Consider the following 24000-nt stretch of genomic DNA (forward strand, 5'->3'; position numbering starts at 1 on the left):
GCTGCAATGAGGCGCCTGGGTTGGGGCCTGGTCATGCTGCTGTTGCCGTTGCTGCTGGTCGGCTGGGGCGGCGTGCAGCAATGGCGGGCCGAGACGGCGCAAGAGCAGGCGGGGATCATCCGGCAGTGGCTGGCAACGCCCAGCGAGGACTTGTTGCGCACACTGCCTTGGGCGGCGCGCAAGGAACTGGCAGGGCGCCTGGACACGCGTGAAGTGCTGCAACGGCAGTTGGATGAGCTCGATACCGACCGCCACTGGCTTAGCGTGCGTAGAACGCTGGCCGGTGTCGGCGGCTGGCTGGCATGGGGCGCGCTGGTCGCTGGCATCGGCGCTTGGCTCAGGCTCAGGTACGACGCCTGGCGGGCCCTGCGCTCGGCGCATTACCTGCACCAGCGCATGACCGCCAGCTGGCGGGTGCTGGGGCGTTGGCTAAGCGTCTACATGGGGCTGCTGGCTGGCTCGTTGGGCCTTCTGCTGCTGTATGAAGTCAGCGCCGGCTTCAGCCATGCGGCACAGGGCGGGGTTACCGTGCTGATCGTGGTGCTGCCGCTAGCGTCATTACTGCTCGTGTGCCTGCGTACGGCCTGGCGAATGCGCCAGCAATGGCCGCGCATCGGCGCGTCCAACGCGAGCTTTCTCGGCCGACAGCTTCACCGGCAGAGGGCTCCGGCGCTCTGGCAATGGGTTGAGGGCCTGGCCGCGCAGTTGCATGCGCCAGTACCGGACAATATCGTGGTCGGCATCGACCAAAGCTTTTTCGTCACCAGCGTTCCAGTCGTGCTGCAGCCCTGTCAGTCGGTACTCAATGGCCGAACCTTGTATCTGTCGTTACCGTGTCTCGGCGCCTTGAGCCAGCGGGAAGCCGCCGCGATCATTGGCCATGAGCTTGGCCATTTTCGCAGCCGCGACACGGAGCAGGGCAGTGCGACCAACGCACGCTTCAGCTTGATGTGCGCCCAGTTCTCGACTCTGGTCGACGCTGAGCGCGGCGCCGCCTGGGTCGCTCGCCCGGTGGTATGGGCAGCCGGTCAGTTCCTGCACCATTTTCAGGTCGCGGTCCATCACTGGGGGCGTGAGCAGGAATTGCTGGCTGACCGGGCCGGTGCCGAAGTGGCAGGGCCGGAGCTGTTCATGCAGGCGTTGTTGCGGGCGATCGCCCTGAGCAGCATGGTCGATGCCTTGCTGCACGAGTGCGGCGGCCAAGGCCTGCTGGCAGCGCTGCCCCGGCATTTGCAGCGCGTGCCGTTGCGCCTGGATGAGGACGTGCTGGGCCTGACCATGCCCCATCCATTCGACTCCCATCCGCCACTGGCTGCGCGCCTCGACAACCTTCGCGTCAGGCTGGACGGTGCACTGCTGCAGGCTGCCATGCGCCAACCTGGCGACCATGACCGGCAGTGGTTCAATCAGTTGTGGGGCGGCGCCGTGGAAGCGGAACGCCAGGGTCTCTAGAGACTTCACTTAATATTTCCCATTTGCAGGTGTATCGTATTCGCCCTTCATCGTCAGCCGAGGCTGGCAGCTTGATCGCACCGAACACGAGGTACCCGCACCGATGTCCTTCACCCGTCGACAAATGCTCAAGGGCCTGACCGGCCTGGTTGTGGTTGGCCTGGGCGCCGGTGGCGCGGCGCGTTACTGGCTGGGCAAGGTCGAGGACGACAACGCCGGCCACGACTACGAGCTGATCGCCGCGCCGCTTGACGTCGAGCTGGTGCCGGGCTTCAAGACCGAGGCCTGGGCGTTCGGGCCCTCTGCACCGGGCACCGAATTGCGTGTGCGCCAAGGCACCTGGCTGCGGGTGCGCTTCATCAACCACCTGCCGGTGGAAACCACCATCCACTGGCACGGTATCCGCCTGCCGCTGGAAATGGACGGCGTGCCTTATGTGTCGCAACTGCCGGTCAAGCCAGGCGAGTACTTCGACTACAAGTTCCGCGTACCGGATGCGGGCAGCTACTGGTACCACCCTCATGTCAGCAGTTCCGAAGAGCTGGGCCGTGGCCTGGTCGGCCCGCTGATCGTCGAGGAGCGCGAGCCCACCGGCTTCCGGCATGAGCGCACACTCAGCCTGAAGAACTGGCACGTGGACGAGGAGGGTGGCTGGCTGCCGTTCAGTATCCCGCGCGAGGCCGCGCGCAACGGCACCGCCGGGCGCCTGATCACCATCAATGGCCAGGCCGACGCGGTCACCGAACTGCCGGCCGGGCAGGTGGTGCGTGTGCGTCTGCTGAACCTGGACAACACCTGGACTTACCGGGTGAACCTCAAGGGCAACTGCGAGGCCCGGATCTACGCGCTCGATGGTAACCCGGTGACCCCTCGCACCCTGGAGGACGAGTACTGGCTCGGCCCTGGCATGCGCATCTGCCTGGCTATCCGCATTCCCCAGGCGGGGGAGGAAATTTCCTTGCGCGATGGCTTCGTGCGCCTGGGCACCCTGCGCTCGGTGGCCAGTACCGATGCCCCGGGGGACTGGCCGCCAGCGCTGCCGGCCAACCCGATAGCCGAACCGGACCTGGAGAATGCCGAAAAGCTCAACTTCAATTTCGAATGGGCGGCGAAGGTTTCGGTCACCTCCGACCAGGACAAGCCACCGAGCCTTTGGCAAATCAACGGCCAAGCCTGGGACATCACCGACAAGACCTGCGCCGACCGCCCCATCGCCACGCTGCAAAAAGGCAAAAGCTACATCTTCGAGTTGAAGAACATGACCCAGTACCAGCACCCGATCCACCTGCATGGCATGAGTTTCAAGGTGATCGCCTCCAACCGGCACGACATCAAGGAACCGTGGTTCACCGACACCTACCTGCTGGGCAAGAACGAGCGCGCGCAGGTGGCCCTGGTGGCGGATAACCCGGGCACCTGGATGTTCCACTGCCACGTCATCGACCACATGGAAACCGGCCTGATGGCCGCTATCGCGGTGGTGTGATGCGCCCGCAGATCATCGATCGCAGCCGCGATCAGGAATTCATGCGCCTGGCGTTGTCCCTGGCAGCCGAGGGTGCAGCGCTGGGCGAGGTACCGGTGGGGGCCGTGCTGGTGCAGCATGGCCAGGTGATTGGCCAGGGCTTCAACCGGCCGATCATCGACAGCGACCCCAGTGCCCATGCCGAGATGGTGGCGATTCGGGCGGCGGCCAAGGCGGCCAGCAACTACCGCCTGCCAGGCAGCACCCTGTACGTCACGCTGGAACCGTGCAGCATGTGTGCAGGCCTGATCGTACATTCACGGGTGATGCGGGTGGTGTTTGGCGCGCTGGAGCCCAAGGCGGGGATCGTGCAAAGCCAGGGGCAGTTCTTCGGCCAGGGCTTTCTCAACCACCGGGTGATGGTGGAGGGCGGGGTGCTGGCGCAGGAGTGTGGGCAGATCCTCAGCGACTTCTTCAAAGCCCGCCGGGCCAAGGGCTAGCCTGGGCCGGCCTGTTCGCGGGCACGCCCGCTCCCACAGGAATGCCACCCCCTCAGGCTTGTGGTGGACCTGTGGGAGCGGGCGTGCCCGCGAACAGGCCGCTACAGGCTCACATCGGCGGTGACTGGTCCGCAGGCTTGTCCTTGTTCACACCAGGCACATGAAGGTTGCCTTCGGCGACCTGGCCTTCGAGCTGCGGTTGGGTGACCCAGGTGAGGATGTCGTAGTAGCGGCGGATGTTGGCCACGAAGTGCACAGGCTCGCCACCGCGGGCATAGCCGTACTTGGTCTGCCGGTACCACTGTTTCTGCGACAGGCGCGGCAGCATTTTCTTCACGTCCAGCCACTTGTTCGGGTTGAGCTTTTCGCGCTTGGCCAGGGTACGGGCGTCTTCCAGGTGGCCGGTGCCGACGTTGTAGGCAGCCAGGGCGAACCAGGTGCGGTCGGGCTCCTTGATGCTGTCCTCGAGCTCTTCCTTGATTTTCATGAAGTACTTGGCGCCCCCCTGGATGCTCTGCCGCGGGTCCAGGCGGTTGGATACGCCCATCGCCTGGGCGGTGCGCTGGGTCAGCATCATCAGGCCGCGTACGCCGGTCTTGGAGGTAACCTCCGGTTGCCACATCGATTCCTGGTAACCAATGGCGGCCAGCAGGCGCCAGTCCACCTGCTCGACCTTGGCGTAGCTCTTGAAGTGCTTCTCGTACTTGGGCAGGCGTTGCTGCAGATGCTGGGCGAAGGTGTAGGCGCCCACGTAGCCCAGAACATCGACATGGCCGTAGTAGCGGTCCTTCAAGCGCTGCAGGGTGCCGTTTTTCTGCGCCTTGTCGAGGAATTCATTGATTTCGTTGAGCAGGCTGTTGTCTTCACCGGCCGCGACTGCCCAGCGTTGATCACGGGTGTCGCCCACGTCGAAGGCAACCCGCACGTTGGGGAAGTACACCTGGTTCATCGCCAGTTCGTTGGAGTCGACCAGGGTCAGGTCGATCTGGCCTTCGTCGACCATGCGCAGCAGGTCGACCACCTCGACCGCGTCGGACTCTTCATATTCCAGGCCTGGGTTCTGCTTTTTCAACTCGGCCAGAAGGTCGGCATGGCTGCTGCCCTTGAGCACCATGATTTTCTTGCCGACCAGGCCCTTGGCGTCGGTCGGGCGTGGGCGGCCGTTGCGATAGACCACCTGCGGGGTGACTTCCAGGTAGGGGTGCGAGTATTTCACCTGGGCCTTGCGCCGTTCACTGCTGACCAGGCCGGCCGCGGCCAGCACCGGGCCGGCGGGCTTGCCGAGCGAATCGTACAGTTCGTCGAGGTTGTCGGCGGTTTCGATCTGCAGTTTTACGCCGAGATCATCGGCGAAATGCTGGACAAGTTCGTACTCGAAGCCGGTTTCGCCGTTGCGGTCCTGGAAGTAGGTGGCCGGGCTGTTGCGGGTGATCACGCGCAGCACGCCGTCCTCCTTCACGCGCTCGAGGGTGCTGGGTTTTTCAACGCAGGCACCGAGCAGCAGAAAGAGTCCGGTTGCGAGGAGCCATTTGGCGCAACGCTGGCGCAAAGCAGTGTGGGCGAACATAGATTGCAGTATACGCAAAGGACCGGCGCAACCATATCTCGACAACTGTTAGGTTGTCTGGTAGCACATTCTGTGCAGTGCTGCGGCCTGATCCTCTGTAGGAGCGGCCTTGCGTCGCGATGGGCCGCGCAGCGGCCCCGGGGTACTGGCGGCGGTGCTGGAAAACTGGGGCCGCTGTGCGGCCCATCGCGACGCAAGGCCGCTCCTACAGGGCGTGGAGAACAGGGGGATTTTTTTGACCCCAAAGTCCGGTTCCGCCGCCCGGCAGCCATGGCTTAGAGCGGGTGCCGAAAGCCAACGATTTAGGCTAGAATGCACGGCCTCTAAGCACACCCCTTCCTGAGGCTGTCCCGACGATGTTGATCCTGCGCGGCGCTCCTGCCCTTTCTGCCTTTCGCCACGGTAAATTACTCGAGCAACTGAGCCAGAAAGTCCCCGCTGTTACTGGTTTGTATGCCGAATTTGCCCACTTTGCCGATGTTGTAGGCGAACTGACCGCCGACCAGCAGCAGGTGCTGGGCCGTCTGCTCAAGTACGGCCCGAGCGTGCCGGTACAGGAGCCGAGCGGCCGCCTGTTCCTGGTCGTACCGCGCCTGGGCACCATCTCGCCATGGGCCAGCAAGGCCAGCGACATCGCTCACAACTGCGGCCTGCAGGCCATCCAGCGCCTGGAGCGTGGTATCGCCTACTACGTTGCCGGCAACCTGAGCGACGCTGACGCCGCCCTGATCGCCGCCGAGCTGCACGACCGCATGACCCAGCGCGTGCTCGGCCAGCTGGAGCAGGCCGCTGACATGTTCAGCCACGCCCAGCCCAAGCCGATGACCTCGGTCGATATCCTCGGCGGCGGCCGCGACGCGCTGGCCAAGGCCAACATCGACCTCGGCCTGGCCCTGGCCGAAGACGAAATCGACTACCTGGTCAATGCGTTCCAGGGCCTCAAGCGCAACCCGAACGACATCGAACTGATGATGTTCGCCCAGGCCAACTCCGAGCACTGCCGCCACAAGATCTTCAACGCCAGTTGGGACATCGACGGCCAGGCGCAGGAAAAAAGCCTGTTCGGCATGATCAAGAACACCTACCAGATGCACAACGAAGGTGTGCTGTCTGCATACAAGGACAACGCCTCGGTGATCGTCGGCAACGTTGCCGGCCGCTTCTTCCCGAACCCTGAAACCCGCCAGTACGGCGCGGTGCAGGAGCCGGTGCACATCCTCATGAAGGTGGAAACCCACAACCACCCGACCGCCATCGCCCCGTTCTCCGGTGCGTCCACCGGCTCGGGTGGCGAAATCCGTGACGAAGGTGCTACTGGCCGTGGCGCCAAGCCCAAGGCGGGCCTGACCGGCTTCACCGTGTCCAACCTGCGCATTCCGGGCTTCGAGCAGCCCTGGGAGCAAGCCTACGGCAAGCCAGAGCGCATCGTCGACGCCCTCGACATCATGATCGAAGGCCCATTGGGCGGTGCTGCTTTCAACAACGAATTCGGTCGCCCGGCGCTGACCGGCTACTTCCGTACCTTCGAGCAGGCCATCAACACCCCGCACGGTGAAGAAGTACGCGGTTACCACAAGCCGATCATGCTCGCAGGCGGCATGGGCAACATCCGTGAAGACCACGTGCAGAAGGGCGAGATCACGGTCGGCGCCAAGCTGATCGTGCTCGGTGGCCCGGCCATGCTGATCGGCCTGGGCGGCGGCGCTGCTTCGTCGGTGGCCACCGGCGCCAGCTCCGCTGACCTGGACTTCGCCTCGGTACAGCGTGAAAACCCGGAAATGGAGCGCCGTTGCCAGGAGGTCATCGACCGCTGCTGGCAGCTGGGCGATGCCAACCCTATCGCCTTCATCCACGACGTAGGCGCCGGCGGCATCTCCAACGCCTTCCCGGAGCTGGTCAACGACGGCGGCCGTGGTGGCCGCTTCGAGCTGCGCAACGTGCCCAACGACGAGCCGGGCATGGCCCCGCACGAAATCTGGAGCAACGAGTCGCAGGAGCGTTACGTGCTGGCCGTCAGCGCCGTCGACTTCGAGCGCTTCAAGGCCATTTGCGAGCGCGAGCGTTGCCCGTTTGCCGTGGTCGGTGAAGCCACCGAAGAAAAGCACCTGACCGTCAGCGACAGCCACTTCGGCAACACCCCGGTGGACATGCCCCTCGACGTGCTGCTGGGCAAGCCGCCGCGCATGCACCGTTCGGTCACCCGTGAAGCCGAGCTGGGCGATGATTTCGACCCAAGCGAGCTGGACCTGGACAGCGCCGTGCAGCGCGTGCTGAACCACCCGGCAGTGGCCAGCAAGAGCTTCCTGATCACCATCGGCGACCGCACCATCACCGGCCTGGTTGCCCGCGACCAGATGGTCGGCCCGTGGCAGGTTCCGGTTGCCGACTGCGCCGTCACGGCCACCAGCTTCGATGTGTACACCGGTGAAGCCATGGCCATGGGCGAGCGAACCCCGCTGGCCTTGCTGGACGCCCCGGCATCCGGCCGCATGGCCATTGGCGAAACGCTGACCAACCTGGCGGCATCGCGCATCGAGAAACTGTCCGACGTCAAGCTATCGGCCAACTGGATGTCCGCTGCCGGCCACCCAGGTGAAGACGCGCGCTTGTACGACACCGTCAAGGCGGTCGGCATGGAGCTGTGCCCGGAGCTGGGCATTACCATTCCGGTCGGCAAAGACTCCATGTCGATGAAAACCAAGTGGAGCGACGAGGGCGTCGAGAAGAGCGTGACCTCGCCGATGTCGCTGATCATCACCGGCTTCGCCCCGGTCACCGATATTCGCAAGACCCTGACCCCGCAACTGCGCATGGACAAGGGTGAAACCGACCTGATCCTGGTCGACCTCGGCCGCGGCAAGAACCGCATGGGCGCCTCGATCCTGGCCCAGACCTACGGCAAGATCGCTGCCCAGGCACCGGATGTCGACGACGCCGAAGACCTCAAGGCCTTCTTCGCCGTGATCCAGGGCCTGAACGAAGATGGCCACCTGCTGGCCTACCACGACCGTTCCGACGGCGGCCTGGCCGCCACCGTGCTGGAAATGGCCTTTGCCGGCCACTGCGGCCTGGACTTGCACCTCGACCCGCTGACCGACAGCAAGGCCGATGTGGCGGCCATTCTGTTCAACGAAGAGCTGGGGGCGGTCATTCAGGTTCGCCAGGACGCCACCCCCGACGTACTGGCACAGTTCAGCGCCGCTGGCCTGGGCGAAGGTTGCGTGGCGGTGATCGGCAAGCCGGTCAACAACGCCGAAGTGTCCATCAGCCTCAATGGCGAAGTGCTGTTCGACGACGACCGCCGCATGCTGCAGCGCCAGTGGGCCGAGACCAGCTACCAGATCCAGCGCCTGCGCGACAACGCCGACTGCGCCGACCAGGAGTTCGACCTGCTGCTGGAGGAAGACAACCCGGGCCTGTCGGTCAAGCTGGGCTTCGACGTCAACGACGACATCGCCGCACCGTACATCAAGAAAGGCGTGCGCCCGCAAGTGGCCATCCTGCGTGAGCAGGGCGTCAACGGCCAGGTTGAAATGGCTGCAGCCTTCGACCGCGCCGGCTTCGCCGCCATCGACGTGCACATGAGCGATATCCTTGCCGGCCGCGTCGACTTCGAGGCCTTCAAGGGCCTGGTGGCCTGCGGTGGTTTCTCCTACGGTGACGTGCTGGGCGCCGGTGAGGGCTGGGCCAAGTCGGCGCTGTTCAACAGCCGCGCCCGTGATGCCTTCCAGGCCTTCTTCGAGCGTACCGACAGCTTCGCGCTGGGCGTGTGCAACGGTTGCCAGATGATGTCCAACCTGCACGAGCTGATCCCGGGCACCGAGCACTGGCCGCACTTCGTGCGCAACCGCTCGGAGCAGTTCGAGGCACGTGTGGCCATGGTCGAAGTGCAGAAGTCCAACTCGATCTTCCTGCAAGGCATGGCCGGTTCGCGCATGCCGATCGCCATCGCCCACGGTGAAGGCCATGCCGAGTTCGCCAGCGAAGAAGCGCTGCTGGCCGCCGACATGTCCGGTTGCGTGGCCCTGCGCTATGTCGATAACCACGGCAAGGTCACCGAAGCCTACCCGGCCAACCCGAACGGCTCGCCGCGCGGTATCACCGGCCTCACCAGCCGCGACGGTCGCGTGACCATCATGATGCCGCACCCGGAGCGTGTGTTCCGCGCCGTGCAGAACTCCTGGCGCCCTGACGAGTGGCACGAAGATGCCGCGCTGATGCGCATGTTCCGCAATGCGCGGGTGTGGGTGAACTAAGGCGTGTACAAGCTCGCCTTCTTCGTCCCCGCCAGTCATGTCGACGTGGTCAAGGCCGCTGTGTTCGCCGCTGGTGGCGGGCGCATCGGTGACTATGACCACTGCGCCTGGCAAACCCTGGGCCAGGGCCAGTTTCGCCCGCTGGACGGCAGCCAGCCGTTTCTCGGGCAAACGGGCCGGGTCGAGGTGGTGGAAGAGTGGAAGGTGGAGCTGGTGGTGGCAGACGAGCTGGTAGCCCAGGTCGTCGCTGCGCTCAAGCAAAGCCACCCGTACGAGGCGCCAGCCTATGAGGTGTGGCGGCTCGCCGAGTTCTAGACCGCATCAGGGCTATTCGCGGGCACGCCCGCTCCCACAGGGTTTACACAACTTGTGGGAGCGGGCGTGCCCGCGAACAGGCCAGTAAAGCCAGCGCAAGGCTAGCTGTACCACACCGGTCAGACGGTGCCGATCTCCCCGCCATCAACCCGCTGAATCACCACCGTCGCAGCCCGCGGCCTTACCTTGGTACCCGCTGGCGTCACATCCGTAGCGTTGTCGGTGCATGGCCAGTTCCCCGGGTGCTGAATGTTCACAAACAGCGTCTTGTTGTCCGGGGTAAAGGTAATCCCGGTCACTTCGCAACCATTCGGGCCAACGAAGAAGCGCCGCAGGTCCACCTGGTTCTGCGCGTTCACCGGCACCTGTTTGCCGCCGGCGTCCACCAGGTTGGTGGGGATCACCGCCAGTAGCTGGTCGTTGGTGTAGTCGGTGACAGTGCTTTCGCCGTTGTCGGTCTCGAACCACAGCACGCCACGGCTATCGAAGCTCATGCCATCCGGGCTGGCGAACTGGTTCAGTTCGGTGAGGCCGGAACGGTTGATGTCGGCGGTGCCGGCCGCGTTGGCGCCAAACACGAAGATGTCCCAGGCGAAGCTCAACTGGTCGTCGCTGTCGTGCCAGCGGATGATATGGCCATGGCGGTTCGGCCCGCGCGGGTTGGCGGCATCGGCTTTTTCCGGGGTGCGCGCACTGTTGTTGGTCAGTGTCAGGTACACGTCGCCGTTAAGCGGGTTGACCGTGGTCCACTCCGGGCGGTCCATTGGCGTTGCGCCCACGGCATCGCCGGCACCCCGGGTGTTGAGCAGGATGCCCGGCAGGTCGCCGTACAGCGCGCCCAAGGTGCCGCCGCCAGTGGTGGGGGTAGTCACGTCCAGCAGCAGCCAGACGCCGGTACCGTCGGCATTGAAGCGGGCGACGTACAGCTTGCCCTGGTCCAGGTACTTGGCACCAGTGGCCAGTCGGTCGGCCGGGTTGGCATCGGCGGCATCCCACACGGCGCTGGACACCCACTTGTACACGTATTCATTGTTGGAGTCGTCACCCATGTACCACACCAGTGGCTTGCCCGGCACCGGCAGGCCCGGGGCGCAGCCTTCGTGGCGGAAGCGGCCCAGTGCGGTACGTTTGGTCGCGAGGGTGCTGCTGTCGTAAGGGTCGATCTCGACGATGTAGCCATAGGTGCTGGCTTCGTTGCGGTAGTCGTCGGTGGCGCTGGCGCCCTTGGCGGTCACGTCGAAACGGGCAAACTCGTCGGCTTCCTCGCTGGCGTCGCCGGCTGCACTTTCCCATTTGAACTGGCCGCTGGAGGTGCCCACGCCAATGCGCTGCTGGTCTTCAGGGCGGGTGCCCTTGTTGACGAAAATGCCCGGCCAGTTTTCTTCACAGGTGAGGTAGGTGCCCCAGGGCGTATAGCCGTTGCCGCAGTTGTTGTTGGTGCCTCGGCAGTGGGTGCCGGCGGGGGAGTACTTGGTCTTGACGTGTTCGGTGCCACGCAGCGGGCCGCTGATGGCCATGCGCGATGCGGTAGTGAAGCGGCGGTTGAGCGGGTCGTTGTCGACCACCTGCCAGCGGCCATCGGTTTTCTGCAAGCGCACCACGCCAGCGCCGTGGGCGTTGATTTCCTTGCGCACTTCTTCGGCCGGGCGTTTGCCATTGATATCGGTCGTTGGGCCGGCCGGGTGCAGGGCGGCGGTGTCGATGTACTCGAAGTTGATCGCCAGCAGGCCGTCTTCGGAGCTGCCGTTGATGGGGAAGAAATGCATGCCGTCATGGTGCATGCCCATGGCGTTGGCCTGATCGGTCGAGGTGTTGCTGCCATCGGCTCGCCACGGCTTGGCGTTGCTGTTCAGCGGCGTACCCCATGGGGCGAGCACGTAGGCGCTGTAGCCGGCGGCCACTGCGCAGGCGTCGGTGCGCGACCCGGGGATGGATTGGAAACCCAGGGCCATTTTCGGGTTTTTCGGCTCGGTAACGGGCGGCTGGGTAACCGGGTCATCGTTGGCGGAGCCGCCGCTGTCGAAGCAGCCTGCCAGGCCTGTACCGGCGATCATGGCGATGGCAGCGCCCAGGCTGCCGCGCATCACACTGCGGCGGCTGAGGTAGACGTCCATGACGGAGGCCATCGGCGGGTTGCCGCTGTGGTTCCGGTCCAGATTGTCGCCGGTATCTCGACTCATCAGAGTGTCCTTGTATTCGCTGGCTTGAAACAAACCGCGACTGTAAGGCGCAAATGTGATGGTTCGTTGGCAGAAATGTTAACGAGCTTTTAAAGCAACCGGCTCTCGGCATTGCCTGGCCTGCGTGGCTGCGCTGGTAGGGCTCAGGGCCGGATTTCGATCAACGTCCCATCGCGTACCAGGTTCCACACCTCCTGCATGTCACGGTTACGCATGGCAATGCAGCCATCGGTCCAGTCCAGGGTGTGGAAATACCATTCCGGGTATTCATCGTTGATCGGTGTGCCGTGGATCATGATCATGCTGCCGGCACTCACCCCTTCACGGGTAGCGCGGGCGGCATCGTTGCTGTTCGGGTAATTGATGTGCATGGCCAGGTTGAAGCGATCGCTCTGCTTGCGCCAGTCCAGCCAGTACAGGCCCTCTGGGGTCTTCTTGTCGCCCTCGCGCTGCTTGGCGCCCTTGGGCTGCTTGCCCAGGGAAATGCGGTAGGTCTTCAGCGGCTCGCCACGGCTGATCAATTGCAGGCGCCGCTCGGACTTGATCACCAGCACCTTATCGATCAGCGGTTGCATCGCCTGCTGCGAGGGCGACGGGGATGGCGCGGCCTGCACAGGCTTACGAATGATGGTCTCGGTAAATGCCGCCTGGGACACCGAGGTAACGCAAAGGCAGAAAATGGCAAGCAACCAGCGCATGTAACGGTATCCCTGAAGGCGTCTAGGTATTGGGCGAAACGAGCATCGGCGGCAGGTACTCATGGCCTATGGGGTAGTGCGCCCCGATGCGGTCGCGATAGTAGCATTCTAGTGTGCGCGTGACTGTGCGGAAAGCCAGCTCGCCCCAGGGAATCTCGTGTTCCTCGAACAGCCGCACCTCCAGGCTCTCGACGCCCACAGCGAAATCCAGGTCTGCCAGTTCGGCGCGGAAGAACACATGCACCTGGTTGATGTGCGGCAGGTCGAACAGCTGGTACAGGCTGGTTGCGCCGACCCGGGCGCAGGCTTCCTCCACCGTTTCGCGACGGGCGGCCTGGTCGAGGGTTTCGCCGTTCTCCATGAAACCGGCGGGCAGGGTCCAGAAACCGCGGCGCGGCTCGATGGCGCGGCGGCACAGCAGCACTTGGCTGCCCCAGGTGGGCAGCACGCCGGCGACGACGTTGGGGTTCTGGTAGTGGATGGTCTGGCAAGCCTCGCAGACATACCGCAGGCGGCTGTCGCCTTCGGGGATCCGCAGGGTGACCGGGTGGCCGCACGCGCTGCAGTAGTTCATGGCACTATCCTTTATGTTCCGGGCTATCTTGGCGCGGCCGCAGGCGCGCCGCAAGCGCGGGGGCTTGGGTGCCGCGCGGCTTTGGTGCATCATGCAAGGCAGGCCTTGGATACGAGCGTGCGCAATGCTGGACGAGCTACTTCGCCGAATGAGCAACCACCAACCCGCATCACTGGAAACCGACCGGCGGTTCCCCGAAGCGGCGGTTCTTTTGCCCATTACCCGTAGCGAAGCGCCCGAACTGGTCTTGACCCTGCGCGCCCAAGGGCTGTCCACCCATGGCGGTGAAGTGGCTTTTCCCGGAGGCCGCCGCGACCCGGAAGACCCGGACCTGGTGTTCACCGCGCTGCGCGAAGCCGAAGAAGAAATTGGCTTGCCGCCGGGTCTGGTGGAGGTGGTCGGCCCGCTCAGCCCGCTGATTTCACTGCATGGCCTGAAAGTGACACCGTTCGTCGGCGTTATCCCCGACTTCGTCGAATACCGCGCCAACGACGCCGAGATCGCGGCAGTATTCACCGTGCCGCTGGAGTTTTTCCGCCAGGACCCGCGTGACCATACCCACCGTATCGATTACCAGGGCCGCAGCTGGTATGTACCCAGTTATCGCTATGGCGAATACAAGATCTGGGGCTTGTCGGCGATCATGATCGTCGAACTGGTCAACCTGCTGTTCGATGCCGGCATCAGCTTGCATCAGCCCCCTGAGCGGTACATCGAAAACTGAGCGGGGCCAACCCCGTCGTCTGCGTTCCAGCCTGAGGAGCAAGCATGAAGTACCGCCTGGGCGACCTGCGGGTCGAGAGCCACCCCACCAGTTGGGCAGCGCCTAACGCCACGCTGATCGGCAACGTGCGCCTGCAAGCCAATGCCAGTGTGTGGTTTGGCGCAGTGCTGCGCGGCGACAACGAGCTGATCGACATCGGCGAAGACAGCAACGTGCAGGACGGCACGGTGATGCACACCGACATGGGGTCGCCGCTGACCTTGGGCAAGGGCGTGACCGTCGGTCACAATGCCATGCTGCATGGCTGCACGGTCGGTGACTACAGCCTGGTGGGCATCAATGCGGTGATCCTCAATGGCGCGCGTATTGGCAAGCATTGCATCATCGGCGCCAACGCGCTGATTCCCGAAGGCAAGGAAATTCCTGACGGTTCGCTGGTGATGGGGTCGCCGGGCAAGGTGGTGCGCGAGCTGACCGAGCAGCAGAAGCGCCTGCTGGAAGCCAGCGCCGCCCATTACGTGCACAATGCCCGGCGTTATGCGCGGGAGTTGGTAATTGACGATGAGTAATGTTGTGGAACGGCCGGTGGCTTCGCCCTGCGTGAGCATCTGTGCGCTGGACGAGCAGGACATCTGCACCGGCTGCCAGCGCAGCGTGGCCGAGATCGGCCGCTGGGGGCGGATGGACAATGACGAGCGCCGCGCGGTGCTCAAGCGTTGCCATGAACGGGCAGTAGAGGCTGGCCTCATCCTCTAGTCTGATGCAGAACCCTGTGGGAGCGGGCATGCCCGCGAAACCGCCACCGCGGTACATGGCACCGGCTCCGCCGGTGTTCGCGGGCACGCCCGCTCCTACAGGTACAGCATGAGCCTGGAGGGTGACGGATCATCTTTAGGAGCGGGTTTACCCGCGAACGGCTCGACGGTAATCTGTACGGCTTGCCCACAGATTACCCGCCATGTTCTATCTGCTTGCCTATATCAGCAGCGTAGTGCTGATCAACTACGCCTTTTCCAGTGCCCCGCACCTGGACGTCATCTGGTCCGCCTGGGGCGGCCTGGTGTTCATCCTGCGCGACATGGTGCAAACCCGCTTCGGCCACGGCGCCCTGGTCGCTATGCTGGTAGCGCTGGTGCTGTCGTATGTGACCTCTGAGCCGGCCATCGCCCTGGCCAGCGCCACCGCGTTCTTCATTTCCGAACTGATCGACTGGCTGGTGTTCAGCGTCACCCGGCGGCCACTGCGTGACCGCCTGTGGTTGAGTTCGGCGTTGAGCATTCCGGTGGACACCTTCATCTTCTTCGGCATGATCGGTGCCTTGGCCCCGGCGGTGGTCGGCACGGCCATGGCCTCCAAGTTCACCGGCGTCACCGCGGTGTGGCTGGCCATGGCATTTCGCGCCCGGCGGGCTGCTGCGGCCAGCTGATGGTGTAGAATAGCGGTCCTTTTTCAGCGGGTCGCGCCAAGCCGGGTGCGGCCCCGGATGCCTTCGAGGACCTGAAATGACCCGTATCGGAACCCCCTTGTCGCCTACTGCGACCCGTGTATTGCTGTGCGGCTGTGGCGAGCTGGGCAAGGAAGTGGTGATCGAGCTGCAGCGCCTGGGCGTCGAAGTGATCGCCGTCGACCGCTATGCCAATGCCCCGGCCATGCAGGTTGCGCACCGCAGCCACGTGGTCAACATGCTCGATGGCGTGGCCTTGCGTGCCGTGATCGAGGCCGAGAAGCCGCACTACATCGTTCCGGAAATCGAAGCCATCGCCACCGCCACCCTGGTCGAGCTGGAAAACGAAGGCTTCAACGTGGTGCCCACCGCCCGCGCGACCCAGCTGACCATGAACCGCGAAGGTATCCGCCGCCTGGCCGCCGAAGAGCTGGAGCTGCCAACTTCGCCGTACCATTTCGCCGACACCTATGAAGACTTCGCCAAGGGCGTGGCCGATGTAGGCTACCCGTGCGTGGTCAAGCCGGTCATGAGCTCGTCGGGCAAGGGCCAGAGCCTGCTGCGCAGCGACGCCGACCTGCAGAAGGCCTGGGACTATGCCCAGGAAGGCGGCCGCGCCGGCAAGGGCCGGGTGATCGTCGAGGGCTTCATCGACTTCGACTACGAAATCACCCTGCTGACCGTGCGTCATGTGGGGGGCACCACCTTCCTCGAACCGGTCGGCCACCGCCAGGAGAAGGGGGACTACCAGGAGTCCTGGCAGCCCCAGGCCATGAGCGAGAAAGCGCTGGCCGAGTCGCAACGTGTGGCCAAGGCGGTCACCGATGCGCTGGGTGGCCGGGGCCTGTTTGGCGTGGAACTGTTCGTGAAAGGCGACCAGGTGTGGTTCAGCGAAGTCTCGCCGCGCCCGCATGACACCGGCCTTGTGACCCTGATTTCCCAGGACCTGTCGCAGTTCGCCCTGCACGCCCGCGCCATTCTCGGGCTGCCGATCCCGGTGGTGCGCCAGTTCGGCCCTTCGGCCTCGGCGGTGATCTTGCCGCAGGGGCAGTCGCAGCAGACCAGCTTCGCCAACCTGGGTGCAGCCTTGAGCGAGCCGGATACTGCCATCCGCCTGTTCGGCAAGCCGGAAATCAACGGTACCCGCCGCATGGGTGTGTGCCTGGCGCGCGACGAGTCGGTTGAAGCGGCGCGGGCCAAGGCGACCCGCGCTTCGCAGGCGGTCAAGGTCGAGTTCTAAGCTGGAAGCTTCAAGCTTCAAGCTGCAAGAGAATGCGCGTCGCTTGTAGCTTGTAGCTTGTAGCTTGTAGCTTGCAGCTTGCAGCTTGCAGCTTGAGACTCACAGCTGAGTATTGCGGGTCTCTTTCAGGCACAGCACAGCGATCAAGCTGATCATTGCGGCTGCCGACACGTAGCCCCCCACCCAGCTCAAACCGCCCATGCTCACCAGCTTCTGGGCGAAGAACGGGGCCGCCGAGGCGCCGACAATCCCACCCAGGTTATACGCCGCCGAAGCGCCGGTGTATCGCACATGGGTTGGGAACAGCTCCGGTAGCAAAGCCCCCATCGGTGCAAAGGTCACGCCCATCAGGAACAGCTCGATGGCCAGGAACAGTGCCACGCCGGCGGTAGAGCCCGAGGTCAGCAAAGGCTCCATGGTAAAGCCCGACGCCACCGCCAGCAGGCCGCCGACGATCAGCACCGGCTTGCGCCCGTAGCGGTCGCTGAGCCAGGCCGACAGCGGCGTCGCCAGCGCCATGAATACCACGGCAAAGCACAGCAGGCCGAGGAACGTCTCCCGGCTGTACCCCAGCGTGGTCACACCGTAGCTCAGCGAGAACACGGTGGAGATATAGAACAGCGCATAGCACACCACCATGGCGGCAGCGCCCAGCAGGGTAGGGCGCCAGTGCCTGGCGAACAGGTCGACCACCGGCATTTTCACCCGCTCATGGCGGGCAACAGCCTTGGCGAACACGGGGCTTTCCTCCAGCTTCAGGCGCACATAAAGGCCTACCAGCACCAGGGCGGCGCTGAGCAGGAACGGGATACGCCAGCCCCACTCACGGAACTGCTCGTCGCTCAGGGTCAGGGCCAAGGTCAGAAACAGGCCGTTGGCCGCCAGGAAGCCGATCGATGGCCCCAATTGCGGGAACATGCCGAACCAGGCGCGCTTGCCCTCCGGGGCGTTTTCGGTGGCCAGCAGTGCCGCGCCGCCCCATTCGCCGCCCAAGCCCAGGCCTTGGCCAAAGCGCAGCAGGCAGAGGATGATCGGTGCCCATACACCGATGCTGTCGTAGCCCGGCAGCACGCCGATGGCCGTGGTAGACACACCCATCAGCAGCAGCGAGGCGACCAGGGTCGATTTGCGGCCGATGCGGTCGCCAAAATGGCCGAACAGTGCCGAGCCCAGCGGCCGGGCAAGAAAGGCAATGCCAAAGGTCAGGAAGGCCGCCAGCATCTGTGCGGTGCCCGAGCCGGAGGGGAAAAACACCGGCCCGATGACCAGGGCGGCAGCCGTGGCGTAAACGTAGAAGTCGTAGAACTCGATGGCGGTGCCAATGAAACTGGCAGTGGCTACCCGCGCGGGCGAGTTGACCGGCGCCGCAGGGGCTTGGGCATAGGTGCTGCTTGTCATTAAGTAGGTCCCTAACAGTCTGGTCCGGCTCCGTGGGCTTGCTCCACGACGGGTGCGCTGCAAAGGCAGGCACGGCGGCGCGGGCGCCGGAGCGTTTTGTTGTTGTGTGCGCCCGACTGACGATAGCCCAAGGGGGATAGGGGCGGGGGCGGGCACTGTTCAGGGTGTGGAAGCAGGACCGCGGGGCGTGTCAGTGGGGCGGACTGGCCGTGAAACGCCGGGTGCGGGTAGCAGGCGTGGCGGCGGGGCTGGGTAAGCGTGGGGCGAGTATAGCTAGCGCGCCAGGGTCCACACCAGTACCTTGCTGGCACAATTGTCCTCGGTTTCGAGGATCTCCAGGCGATAGCGGCCGATCTTCAGGCAAACGGCACTTTCGGGAATGCTTTCCAGTGCTTCGGTCACCAGGCCGTTCAGGGTTTTCGGCCCGCCGTCGCAGGGCAGGTGCCAGCCCAGGCTGCGGTTGATTTCACGCAGGGAGGCAGTGCCATCGATGACGAATGTGCCATCGGGCTGCGGATGCACGTGCGGGTTTTCCAGGCTCTGTTCGTCTTCGAACTCGCCGACGATTTCTTCGAGAATGTCTTCCAGGGTAACGATACCCAGCACTTCGCCATACTCGTCCACCACCACACCCAGGCGCCGTTGCTGTTTGTGGAAGTTCAGCAGTTGCATTTGCAGCGGTGTGCTTTCGGGCACGAAATACGGCTCGTAGCAGGCCCCGTGCAGCGCCTCCAGGGTCAACTCGGCCTTGGGCAGCAAATGGCTGATCAGCTTGGTGTTGAGGATCGCCTCCACCTGGTTGATGTCGTTGTGGTACACCGGCAGGCGGGTGTGGCGGCTGACAATCAGCTGTTCGATGATGCGCTCGATCGGCTCGTCGAGGTTGATGCCGTCCACTTCGCTGCGCGGCACCAGGATGTCGTTGACGGTGACCTTGTCCAGCGCCTGCAGGCCGTCGAGCAGGCCGTGGCGGGGCGCTTCGTGGCGCTCGTCTTCATCCGGGTCGTCATCTTCCTGCGGGTGCAGGGGCACTGCCGCTGGTTGCGCGCGGAACGGGCGCAAGATCAGTTTGGCGCAACCGTCGAGCAGGCAGGCGAACGGCTGCAGCAGCGTGAGCGGCGCTTTCAGCAGGCTTACGCCCAGGCTGGCCAGTGCTTGCGGGTTGCGCCGCGCCAGGCGCCGCGGCAGGAACTCGGCAAACACCAACAAGGCCGCGGCAGCGGCCAGCCCGGCCAGCCAGAAGCCGTGTTCGCCGTCGTAGCGCTGCCCGACCAGGCACGCCAGGCCCAGGACCAGCAGTTTGCCGAGGCTGGCGCACAGCACCAGTGCCTGGGCGGGCAACGCTGGCTGGCCATCATCGCCACTGCGTAGCGCGCCAGCCAGTTGCAGGCGCGCAACGTCCACAGCAGTGAACAGCGCTGCCCAGAGCAGCGCCAATGCCAGCGTGACCAGTAGCGGTGCGTACGGCAGGGTGTCCATGGGTGGCCGTCAGATATGCAGAATGAATTCGCGAACCAGCTTGCTGCCGAAATAGGCCAGCATCAGCAGGCAGAAACCGGCCAGCGTCCAGCGAATGGCCTTGTGGCCGCGCCAACCCAGGCGGGTTCGCCCCCACAGCAGCACGCTGAATACGACCCAGGCAACGCAGGCCAGCAAGGTTTTGTGCACCAGGTGCTGGGCGAACAGGTTTTCGAGGAACAGCCAGCCGGAGATCAGCGACAGCGACAGCAGGCACCAGCCGGCCCAGAGGAAGCCGAACAACAGACTTTCCATGGTTTGCAGCGGCGGGAAGTTGCGGATCAGCCCGGACGGGTGCTTGTTCTTCAGCTGGCGGTCCTGCAGCAGCAGCAGCAGCGACTGGAACACGGCAATGGTGAACAGCCCATAGGCCAGGATCGACAACAGGATGTGCGCAAGAATGCCCGGCTCCTCGTCGATCAGTGGCACCGTGCCGGGTGGCGCGAACTGCGCCAGCAAGGCCGTTACCGCGCCCAGCGGGAACAGCAGCACCAGCAGGTTTTCCACCGGTATGCGCAGGCAGGCGAGCAGGGTCAGGGCAATCACTGCCACGGCGATCAGGCTGGCTGCGCTGAAGAAGTCCAGGCTCAGGCCCAGTGGGGTGATCAGTTGGAAGAACAGTGCGCCGGCCTGGGCCAGCACCGCAACGGCACCGAGCAGGCCGAGCAGGCGCTTGTCGGCCTTGCGGCCCTGGGCGAGGTAGGAGCCCTGGTAGATGGCCGCTGCTATATAAAGGCCGGCGGCGATCAGGTTGGGGATGAGGCTGGGTGAGGAGAACATAAGTCCTGATTGGCGAGCCTTAAAGAGACGGAGTTTGGCATAGTGAGCTGCAAGCTGGAAGCTGCAAGCCTGAAGCGGGGGGCTTTAAGCGGCAAGCTTCAAGCTTCAAGCGGCAAGCTTCAAGAAAAAGCAGCCATCCCGCGCATCGGCTCTTGCTTGTAGCTTGTAGCTTGTAGCTTGCCGCTCGGAAGCTAAGGTGGGCGCCGCCGCCGCACTTCGCTATAATCGCCGCCTTGCTGTGCCTGGCGGGTATGTTTTTCCCTGCAGGCGCCTGACAAACCTCGGCTTTTACTGGGCCTGAAAGGATCACCATGTTCGAAAACCTGACCGACCGCCTGTCACAGACGCTGCGCCACGTCACCGGCAAGGCCAAGCTGACTGAAGACAACATCAAGGACACGCTGCGCGAAGTGCGCATGGCCCTGCTCGAGGCCGACGTCGCCCTGCCGGTGGTCAAGGATTTCGTCAACAGCGTCAAGGACCGTGCGGTCGGCACCGAAGTGTCGCGCAGCCTCACCCCGGGCCAGGCGTTCGTCAAGATCGTGCAGGCCGAGCTGGAAAGCCTCATGGGCGCGGCCAACGAAGACCTGGCGCTCAATGCCGCCCCGCCTGCCGTGGTACTGATGGCCGGCTTGCAGGGCGCCGGCAAGACCACCACCGCTGGCAAGCTGGCGCGCTTCCTCAAGGAGCGCAAGAAAAAGAGCGTGATGGTGGTGTCCGCCGACGTCTATCGCCCGGCGGCGATCAAGCAGCTGGAAACCCTGGCCAACGACATCGGTGTCACCTTCTTCCCGTCCGACATCAGCCAGAAGCCGGTGGCCATTGCCGAAGCGGCCATCCGCGAAGCCAAGCTCAAGTTCATCGACGTGGTCATCGTCGACACCGCCGGCCGCCTGCACATCGATGCCGACATGATGGCCGAGATCAAGGCGCTGCACGCTGCGGTCAAGCCGATCGAAACCCTGTTCGTGGTCGACGCCATGACCGGCCAGGACGCCGCCAACACCGCCAAGGCCTTTGGCGAGGCGCTGCCGCTGACCGGCGTGGTATTGACCAAGGTCGACGGTGACGCCCGTGGCGGTGCTGCGCTGTCGGTGCGTGCCATTACCGGCAAGCCGATCAAGTTCATCGGTATGGGTGAAAAAACCGAGGCTCTCGAGCCGTTCCACCCCGACCGTGTGGCCTCGCGCATCCTGGGCATGGGCGATGTACTCAGCCTGATCGAGCAGGCCGAGCAGACCATCGACAAGGCCAAGGCCGACAAGCTCGCCAAGAAGCTGAAGAAGGGCAAGGGCTTCGACCTCGAAGACTTCCGCGACCAGCTGCAGCAAATGAAGAACATGGGCGGCCTGGGTGGCCTGATGGACAAGCTGCCGAGCATCGGCGGGGTCAACCTGTCGCAGATGGGCAACGCCCAGGGCGCGGCCGAGAAGCAGTTCAAGCAGATGGAAGCGATCATCAACTCCATGACCCCGGCCGAGCGCCGCGACCCTGACCTGATCAGCGGTTCGCGCAAGCGCCGTATCGCCCTGGGTTCCGGCACCCAGGTGCAAGACATCGGCCGGCTGATCAAGCAGCACAAGCAGATGCAGAAGATGATGAAGAAGTTCTCTGCCAAGGGCGGCATGGCCAAGATGATGCGCGGCCTGGGCGGTATGCTCCCGGGCGGCGGCATGCCCAAGCTGTAACACGTATTCCGGGTGCCTGCCTTTCGTCGGGCAGGCGCCCAGAACCCCCGCCATGGCGGGGCAACGGCCGCGAATTTCGCGGCGCAACCGGCAAATCTGGACGGCGGGGCGGTGCCTTGCCGAAAAAGTCATTTGCAAATGTCCGTGTATTCCCCGAGAATATGCGGCCTTTTGGGCACCCGTGTGCCTATTTGGCATTCAGATTTGCAGTAAAAACTGCAACACCGACTATAGGAACGATGTTCACATGGTAACCATTCGTCTGGCCCGTGGCGGCTCGAAAAAGCGCCCATTCTACCACCTGACCGTGACCAACTCGCGTAACGCCCGTGACGGCCGTTTCGTTGAGCGCGTTGGCTTCTTCAACCCGATCGCATCGGGCGCCGAAGTCAAGCTGTCGGTCAACCAAGAGCGCGTCACCTACTGGCTGAGCCAGGGCGCACAGCCGTCTGAGCGCGTTGCTCAGCTGCTGAAGGACGCTGCCAAGGCCGCTGCCTGAAACGTATGAACGCGACGCCAGAAAAGGCTGACGACCTCATCGTCGTTGGCAAGATTTTTTCGGTTCACGGCGTTCGCGGCGAGGTGAAGGTGTATTCCTTTACCGATCCGATTGAAAACCTGTTGGATTATCCGCGCTGGACGCTTCGGCACGAAGGCAAGGTAAAGCAGGTCGAGCTGGTCAGCGGTCGTGGCTCCCAAAAGGGCCTGGTCGTGAAACTGAAAGGCCTCGATGATCGTGATGAAGCCCGGCTTCTGAGCGGTTACGAAATCTGCATTGCGCGGAGCCTTTTGCCCAACCTGGCTGCCGACGAGTACTACTGGTACCAATTGGTGGGTCTGAAGGTCATCAACCAGGACGAACACCTGTTCGGCAAGGTCGATCACCTGTTGGAGACTGGCGCGAACGATGTAATGGTGGTCAAGCCCTGTGCGGGCAGCCTGGATGATCGCGAGCGGCTGTTGCCCTATACGGAGCAATGCGTGCTGGCAATCGACCTGGAAGCAGGCACGATGCGGGTTGAGTGGGACGCGGATTTCTAAACGATGGGTAACCTTCGCGTAGATGTGATCACGTTGTTCCCCGAGATGTTCTCGGCCATCACGGAGTACGGCATTACCAGCCGCGCGGTGAAACAAGGGTTGCTTCAGGTGACTTGCTGGAACCCGCGGGACTACACCACAGATCGTCACCACACGGTAGATGATCGGCCGTTTGGCGGTGGTCCGGGCATGGTGATGAAAATAAAGCCTCTGGAAGATGCACTGGTTAGCGCCAGGCAGGCAACCGGAGCTGCGGCGAAGGTGATCTACCTTTCGCCACAAGGCCGCAAGCTGACTCAGCAAGCGGTCAAAGGCCTGGCCGAACAGGAGTCGTTGATCCTGATCGCCGGTCGTTATGAGGGCATCGACGAGCGCTTTATCGAGGCTCATGTCGATGAGGAGTGGTCGATTGGTGACTATGTGCTTTCCGGTGGCGAGCTGCCGGCCATGGTACTGATCGATGCGGTTACGCGGCTGCTGCCCGGAGCTTTAGGGCATGTGGACTCGGCGGAAGAGGATTCCTTTACCGACGGTCTGCTTGATTGCCCGCACTACACCCGGCCTGAGGTGTATGCGGATCAGCGTGTTCCCGACGTGTTGCTAAGTGGCAACCATGCACACATCCGGCGTTGGAGGATGAAGCAGTCCCTTGGTAGGACCTTCGAACGACGCGCCGATCTTCTGGAAAGTCGCTCGCTTTCTGGAGAAGAGAAGAAGCTGCTCGAGGAATATCTCCGCGAGCGGGACGATAGTTAAACGTATCGATGGTGGATCGCGTATCCATCTTAGGAGCACAGCATGACCAACAAGATCATCCAGCAGCTCGAAGCCGAGCAGATGAGCAAGGAAATCCCGACCTTCGCACCAGGCGACACCATTGTCGTTCAGGTTAAAGTGAAGGAAGGTGAGCGTTCCCGTCTGCAGGCGTTCGAAGGCGTCGTTATCGCCAAGCGTAACCGCGGTCTGAACAGCGCCTTCACCGTGCGCAAGATCTCCAGCGGCGTTGGCGTAGAGCGTACCTTCCAGACCTACAGCCCGCAAATCGACAGCCTGGCCGTGAAACGTCGTGGTGACGTGCGTAAAGCCAAGCTGTACTACCTGCGCGACCTGTCCGGCAAAGCCGCTCGCATCAAGGAAAAACTGTCCTGAGTACAGTTTGC

General features: G+C 63.7%; 22 protein-coding genes. 15 read left to right on the plus strand and 7 right to left on the minus strand.

Annotated elements, in window-relative coordinates; translation table 11 throughout:
- Window positions 1-6: 6 nt before the first annotated feature.
- The 3 genes from AACG97_RS05490 (at window position 7) to tadA (ending at window position 3417) form a co-directional block, all read left to right on the plus strand.
- Window positions 7-1452 (plus strand): M48 family metallopeptidase, encoded by a 1446-nt coding sequence (locus AACG97_RS05490; RefSeq protein ID WP_225785866.1) that lies wholly within the window; start codon window positions 7-9, stop codon window positions 1450-1452.
- Between the two features lie 103 nt (window positions 1453-1555).
- Window positions 1556-2938 carry a multicopper oxidase family protein gene (locus tag AACG97_RS05495; RefSeq protein WP_182366753.1) on the plus strand — a complete coding sequence of 461 codons (1383 nt, stop codon included), beginning with the start codon at window positions 1556-1558 and terminating at the stop codon, window positions 2936-2938.
- Complete coding sequence (gene tadA, locus AACG97_RS05500) at window positions 2938-3417, plus strand: tRNA adenosine(34) deaminase TadA (RefSeq protein ID WP_029885514.1); 480 nt, start codon at window positions 2938-2940, stop codon at window positions 3415-3417. The genes AACG97_RS05495 and tadA overlap by 1 nt, the downstream gene beginning before the upstream one ends.
- A gap of 109 nt (window positions 3418-3526) precedes the next feature.
- Here the strand turns inward: tadA and mltF are convergent, their stop codons facing one another.
- On the minus strand, window positions 3527-4984 hold the full coding sequence (mltF, locus tag AACG97_RS05505) for a membrane-bound lytic murein transglycosylase MltF (protein ID WP_197886710.1): 1458 nt from the start codon (window positions 4982-4984) through the stop codon (window positions 3527-3529).
- A 356-nt stretch (window positions 4985-5340) separates the two neighbouring features.
- Between mltF and purL the strand changes: the two genes are divergently transcribed.
- Both purL and AACG97_RS05515 read left to right on the plus strand, forming a co-directional pair.
- Complete coding sequence (gene purL / locus AACG97_RS05510) at window positions 5341-9240, plus strand: phosphoribosylformylglycinamidine synthase (protein WP_225785865.1); 3900 nt, start codon at window positions 5341-5343, stop codon at window positions 9238-9240.
- 3 nt (window positions 9241-9243) lie between these two features.
- Window positions 9244-9555, plus strand: coding sequence for an NIF3 1 (locus AACG97_RS05515; RefSeq protein ID WP_009683429.1), 312 nt, complete (start codon window positions 9244-9246; stop codon window positions 9553-9555).
- Window positions 9556-9674: 119 nt separating this feature from the next.
- On the opposite strand, the gene AACG97_RS05520 is transcribed toward AACG97_RS05515, so the two are convergent.
- The 3 genes from AACG97_RS05520 to AACG97_RS05530 form a co-directional block, all read right to left on the minus strand.
- On the minus strand, window positions 9675-11735 hold the full coding sequence (locus AACG97_RS05520) for a PhoX family protein (RefSeq protein ID WP_115293452.1): 2061 nt from the start codon (window positions 11733-11735) through the stop codon (window positions 9675-9677).
- 143 nt (window positions 11736-11878) lie between these two features.
- Window positions 11879-12433, minus strand: coding sequence for a L,D-transpeptidase family protein (locus AACG97_RS05525; RefSeq protein ID WP_009683431.1), 555 nt, complete (start codon window positions 12431-12433; stop codon window positions 11879-11881).
- 22 nt (window positions 12434-12455) lie between these two features.
- Window positions 12456-13007 carry an NUDIX hydrolase gene (locus tag AACG97_RS05530; protein WP_029885510.1) on the minus strand — a complete coding sequence of 184 codons (552 nt, stop codon included), beginning with the start codon at window positions 13005-13007 and terminating at the stop codon, window positions 12456-12458.
- Between the two features lie 124 nt (window positions 13008-13131).
- Between AACG97_RS05530 and AACG97_RS05535 the strand changes: the two genes are divergently transcribed.
- The 5 genes from AACG97_RS05535 to purT all read left to right on the plus strand — a co-directional run bounded on the left by AACG97_RS05535 (window position 13132) and on the right by purT (window position 16415).
- Window positions 13132-13731, plus strand: a complete 600-nt coding sequence (locus tag AACG97_RS05535; RefSeq protein ID WP_009683433.1) for a CoA pyrophosphatase — start codon at window positions 13132-13134, stop codon at window positions 13729-13731.
- A gap of 44 nt (window positions 13732-13775) precedes the next feature.
- Window positions 13776-14300 (plus strand): gamma carbonic anhydrase family protein, encoded by a 525-nt coding sequence (locus AACG97_RS05540; RefSeq protein WP_029885508.1) that lies wholly within the window; start codon window positions 13776-13778, stop codon window positions 14298-14300.
- Window positions 14293-14487: a DUF1289 domain-containing protein gene (locus tag AACG97_RS05545; protein WP_054914026.1), complete on the plus strand. Its 195-nt coding sequence runs from the start codon at window positions 14293-14295 to the stop codon at window positions 14485-14487. The genes AACG97_RS05540 and AACG97_RS05545 overlap by 8 nt, the downstream gene beginning before the upstream one ends.
- 202 nt (window positions 14488-14689) lie before the next feature.
- Entirely contained in the window at window positions 14690-15157 is a 468-nt protein-coding gene (locus AACG97_RS05550; RefSeq protein WP_047150237.1) for a VUT family protein, read from the plus strand.
- 76 nt (window positions 15158-15233) lie between these two features.
- A complete protein-coding gene (gene purT / locus AACG97_RS05555) occupies window positions 15234-16415 on the plus strand; it encodes a formate-dependent phosphoribosylglycinamide formyltransferase (protein ID WP_009683437.1) in 1182 nt (393 codons plus the stop codon).
- 99 nt (window positions 16416-16514) lie between these two features.
- On the opposite strand, the gene AACG97_RS05560 is transcribed toward purT, so the two are convergent.
- From AACG97_RS05560 to AACG97_RS05570, 3 genes are all read right to left on the minus strand, one after another.
- Window positions 16515-17813: an MFS transporter gene (locus AACG97_RS05560; protein ID WP_144187637.1), complete on the minus strand. Its 1299-nt coding sequence runs from the start codon at window positions 17811-17813 to the stop codon at window positions 16515-16517.
- Between the two features lie 273 nt (window positions 17814-18086).
- Window positions 18087-19292: a transporter associated domain-containing protein gene (locus AACG97_RS05565; RefSeq protein ID WP_009683439.1), complete on the minus strand. Its 1206-nt coding sequence runs from the start codon at window positions 19290-19292 to the stop codon at window positions 18087-18089.
- A gap of 9 nt (window positions 19293-19301) precedes the next feature.
- Window positions 19302-20111, minus strand: coding sequence for a cytochrome C assembly family protein (locus AACG97_RS05570; RefSeq protein WP_009683440.1), 810 nt, complete (start codon window positions 20109-20111; stop codon window positions 19302-19304).
- Between the two features lie 311 nt (window positions 20112-20422).
- Between AACG97_RS05570 and ffh the strand changes: the two genes are divergently transcribed.
- The 5 genes from ffh (at window position 20423) to rplS (ending at window position 23989) form a co-directional block, all read left to right on the plus strand.
- Window positions 20423-21799 (plus strand): signal recognition particle protein, encoded by a 1377-nt coding sequence (ffh, locus tag AACG97_RS05575; protein ID WP_009683441.1) that lies wholly within the window; start codon window positions 20423-20425, stop codon window positions 21797-21799.
- Between the two features lie 247 nt (window positions 21800-22046).
- A complete protein-coding gene (rpsP, locus tag AACG97_RS05580) occupies window positions 22047-22298 on the plus strand; it encodes a 30S ribosomal protein S16 (protein WP_008094480.1) in 252 nt (83 codons plus the stop codon).
- A 5-nt stretch (window positions 22299-22303) separates the two neighbouring features.
- Entirely contained in the window at window positions 22304-22840 is a 537-nt protein-coding gene (gene rimM, locus AACG97_RS05585; protein ID WP_009683442.1) for a ribosome maturation factor RimM, read from the plus strand.
- Between the two features lie 3 nt (window positions 22841-22843).
- Window positions 22844-23596 carry a tRNA (guanosine(37)-N1)-methyltransferase TrmD gene (gene trmD / locus AACG97_RS05590; RefSeq protein WP_003252146.1) on the plus strand — a complete coding sequence of 251 codons (753 nt, stop codon included), beginning with the start codon at window positions 22844-22846 and terminating at the stop codon, window positions 23594-23596.
- A gap of 42 nt (window positions 23597-23638) precedes the next feature.
- Window positions 23639-23989: a 50S ribosomal protein L19 gene (gene rplS / locus AACG97_RS05595; protein ID WP_008094487.1), complete on the plus strand. Its 351-nt coding sequence runs from the start codon at window positions 23639-23641 to the stop codon at window positions 23987-23989.
- The last annotated feature ends 11 nt before the right edge of the window (window positions 23990-24000 follow it).

It is taken from the genome of Pseudomonas sp. Nvir (genome assembly GCF_963778085.1).
In the GTDB taxonomy this organism is placed as follows: Bacteria; Pseudomonadota; Gammaproteobacteria; order Pseudomonadales; family Pseudomonadaceae; genus Aquipseudomonas; species Aquipseudomonas juntendi.

Bases quoted from the DNA above. Each gene is read 5' to 3' on its own strand.
- AACG97_RS05490 (WP_225785866.1), top strand. From the start codon at position 7: ATGAGGCGCCTGGGTTGGGGCCTGGTCATGCTGCTGTTGCCGTTGCTG.
- AACG97_RS05495 (WP_182366753.1), top strand. From the start codon at position 1,556: ATGTCCTTCACCCGTCGACAAATGCTCAAGGGCCTGACCGGCCTGGTT.
- tadA (WP_029885514.1), top strand. From the start codon at position 2,938: ATGCGCCCGCAGATCATCGATCGCAGCCGCGATCAGGAATTCATGCGC.
- mltF (WP_197886710.1), bottom strand. From the start codon at position 4,984: ATGTTCGCCCACACTGCTTTGCGCCAGCGTTGCGCCAAATGGCTCCTC.
- purL (WP_225785865.1), top strand. From the start codon at position 5,341: ATGTTGATCCTGCGCGGCGCTCCTGCCCTTTCTGCCTTTCGCCACGGT.
- AACG97_RS05520 (WP_115293452.1), bottom strand. From the start codon at position 11,735: ATGAGTCGAGATACCGGCGACAATCTGGACCGGAACCACAGCGGCAAC.
- AACG97_RS05525 (WP_009683431.1), bottom strand. From the start codon at position 12,433: ATGCGCTGGTTGCTTGCCATTTTCTGCCTTTGCGTTACCTCGGTGTCC.
- AACG97_RS05530 (WP_029885510.1), bottom strand. From the start codon at position 13,007: ATGAACTACTGCAGCGCGTGCGGCCACCCGGTCACCCTGCGGATCCCC.
- AACG97_RS05535 (WP_009683433.1), top strand. From the start codon at position 13,132: ATGCTGGACGAGCTACTTCGCCGAATGAGCAACCACCAACCCGCATCA.
- AACG97_RS05540 (WP_029885508.1), top strand. From the start codon at position 13,776: ATGAAGTACCGCCTGGGCGACCTGCGGGTCGAGAGCCACCCCACCAGT.
- AACG97_RS05545 (WP_054914026.1), top strand. From the start codon at position 14,293: ATGAGTAATGTTGTGGAACGGCCGGTGGCTTCGCCCTGCGTGAGCATC.
- AACG97_RS05550 (WP_047150237.1), top strand. From the start codon at position 14,690: ATGTTCTATCTGCTTGCCTATATCAGCAGCGTAGTGCTGATCAACTAC.
- purT (WP_009683437.1), top strand. From the start codon at position 15,234: ATGACCCGTATCGGAACCCCCTTGTCGCCTACTGCGACCCGTGTATTG.
- AACG97_RS05560 (WP_144187637.1), bottom strand. From the start codon at position 17,813: ATGACAAGCAGCACCTATGCCCAAGCCCCTGCGGCGCCGGTCAACTCG.
- AACG97_RS05565 (WP_009683439.1), bottom strand. From the start codon at position 19,292: ATGGACACCCTGCCGTACGCACCGCTACTGGTCACGCTGGCATTGGCG.
- AACG97_RS05570 (WP_009683440.1), bottom strand. From the start codon at position 20,111: ATGTTCTCCTCACCCAGCCTCATCCCCAACCTGATCGCCGCCGGCCTT.
- ffh (WP_009683441.1), top strand. From the start codon at position 20,423: ATGTTCGAAAACCTGACCGACCGCCTGTCACAGACGCTGCGCCACGTC.
- rpsP (WP_008094480.1), top strand. From the start codon at position 22,047: ATGGTAACCATTCGTCTGGCCCGTGGCGGCTCGAAAAAGCGCCCATTC.
- rimM (WP_009683442.1), top strand. From the start codon at position 22,304: ATGAACGCGACGCCAGAAAAGGCTGACGACCTCATCGTCGTTGGCAAG.
- trmD (WP_003252146.1), top strand. From the start codon at position 22,844: ATGGGTAACCTTCGCGTAGATGTGATCACGTTGTTCCCCGAGATGTTC.
- rplS (WP_008094487.1), top strand. From the start codon at position 23,639: ATGACCAACAAGATCATCCAGCAGCTCGAAGCCGAGCAGATGAGCAAG.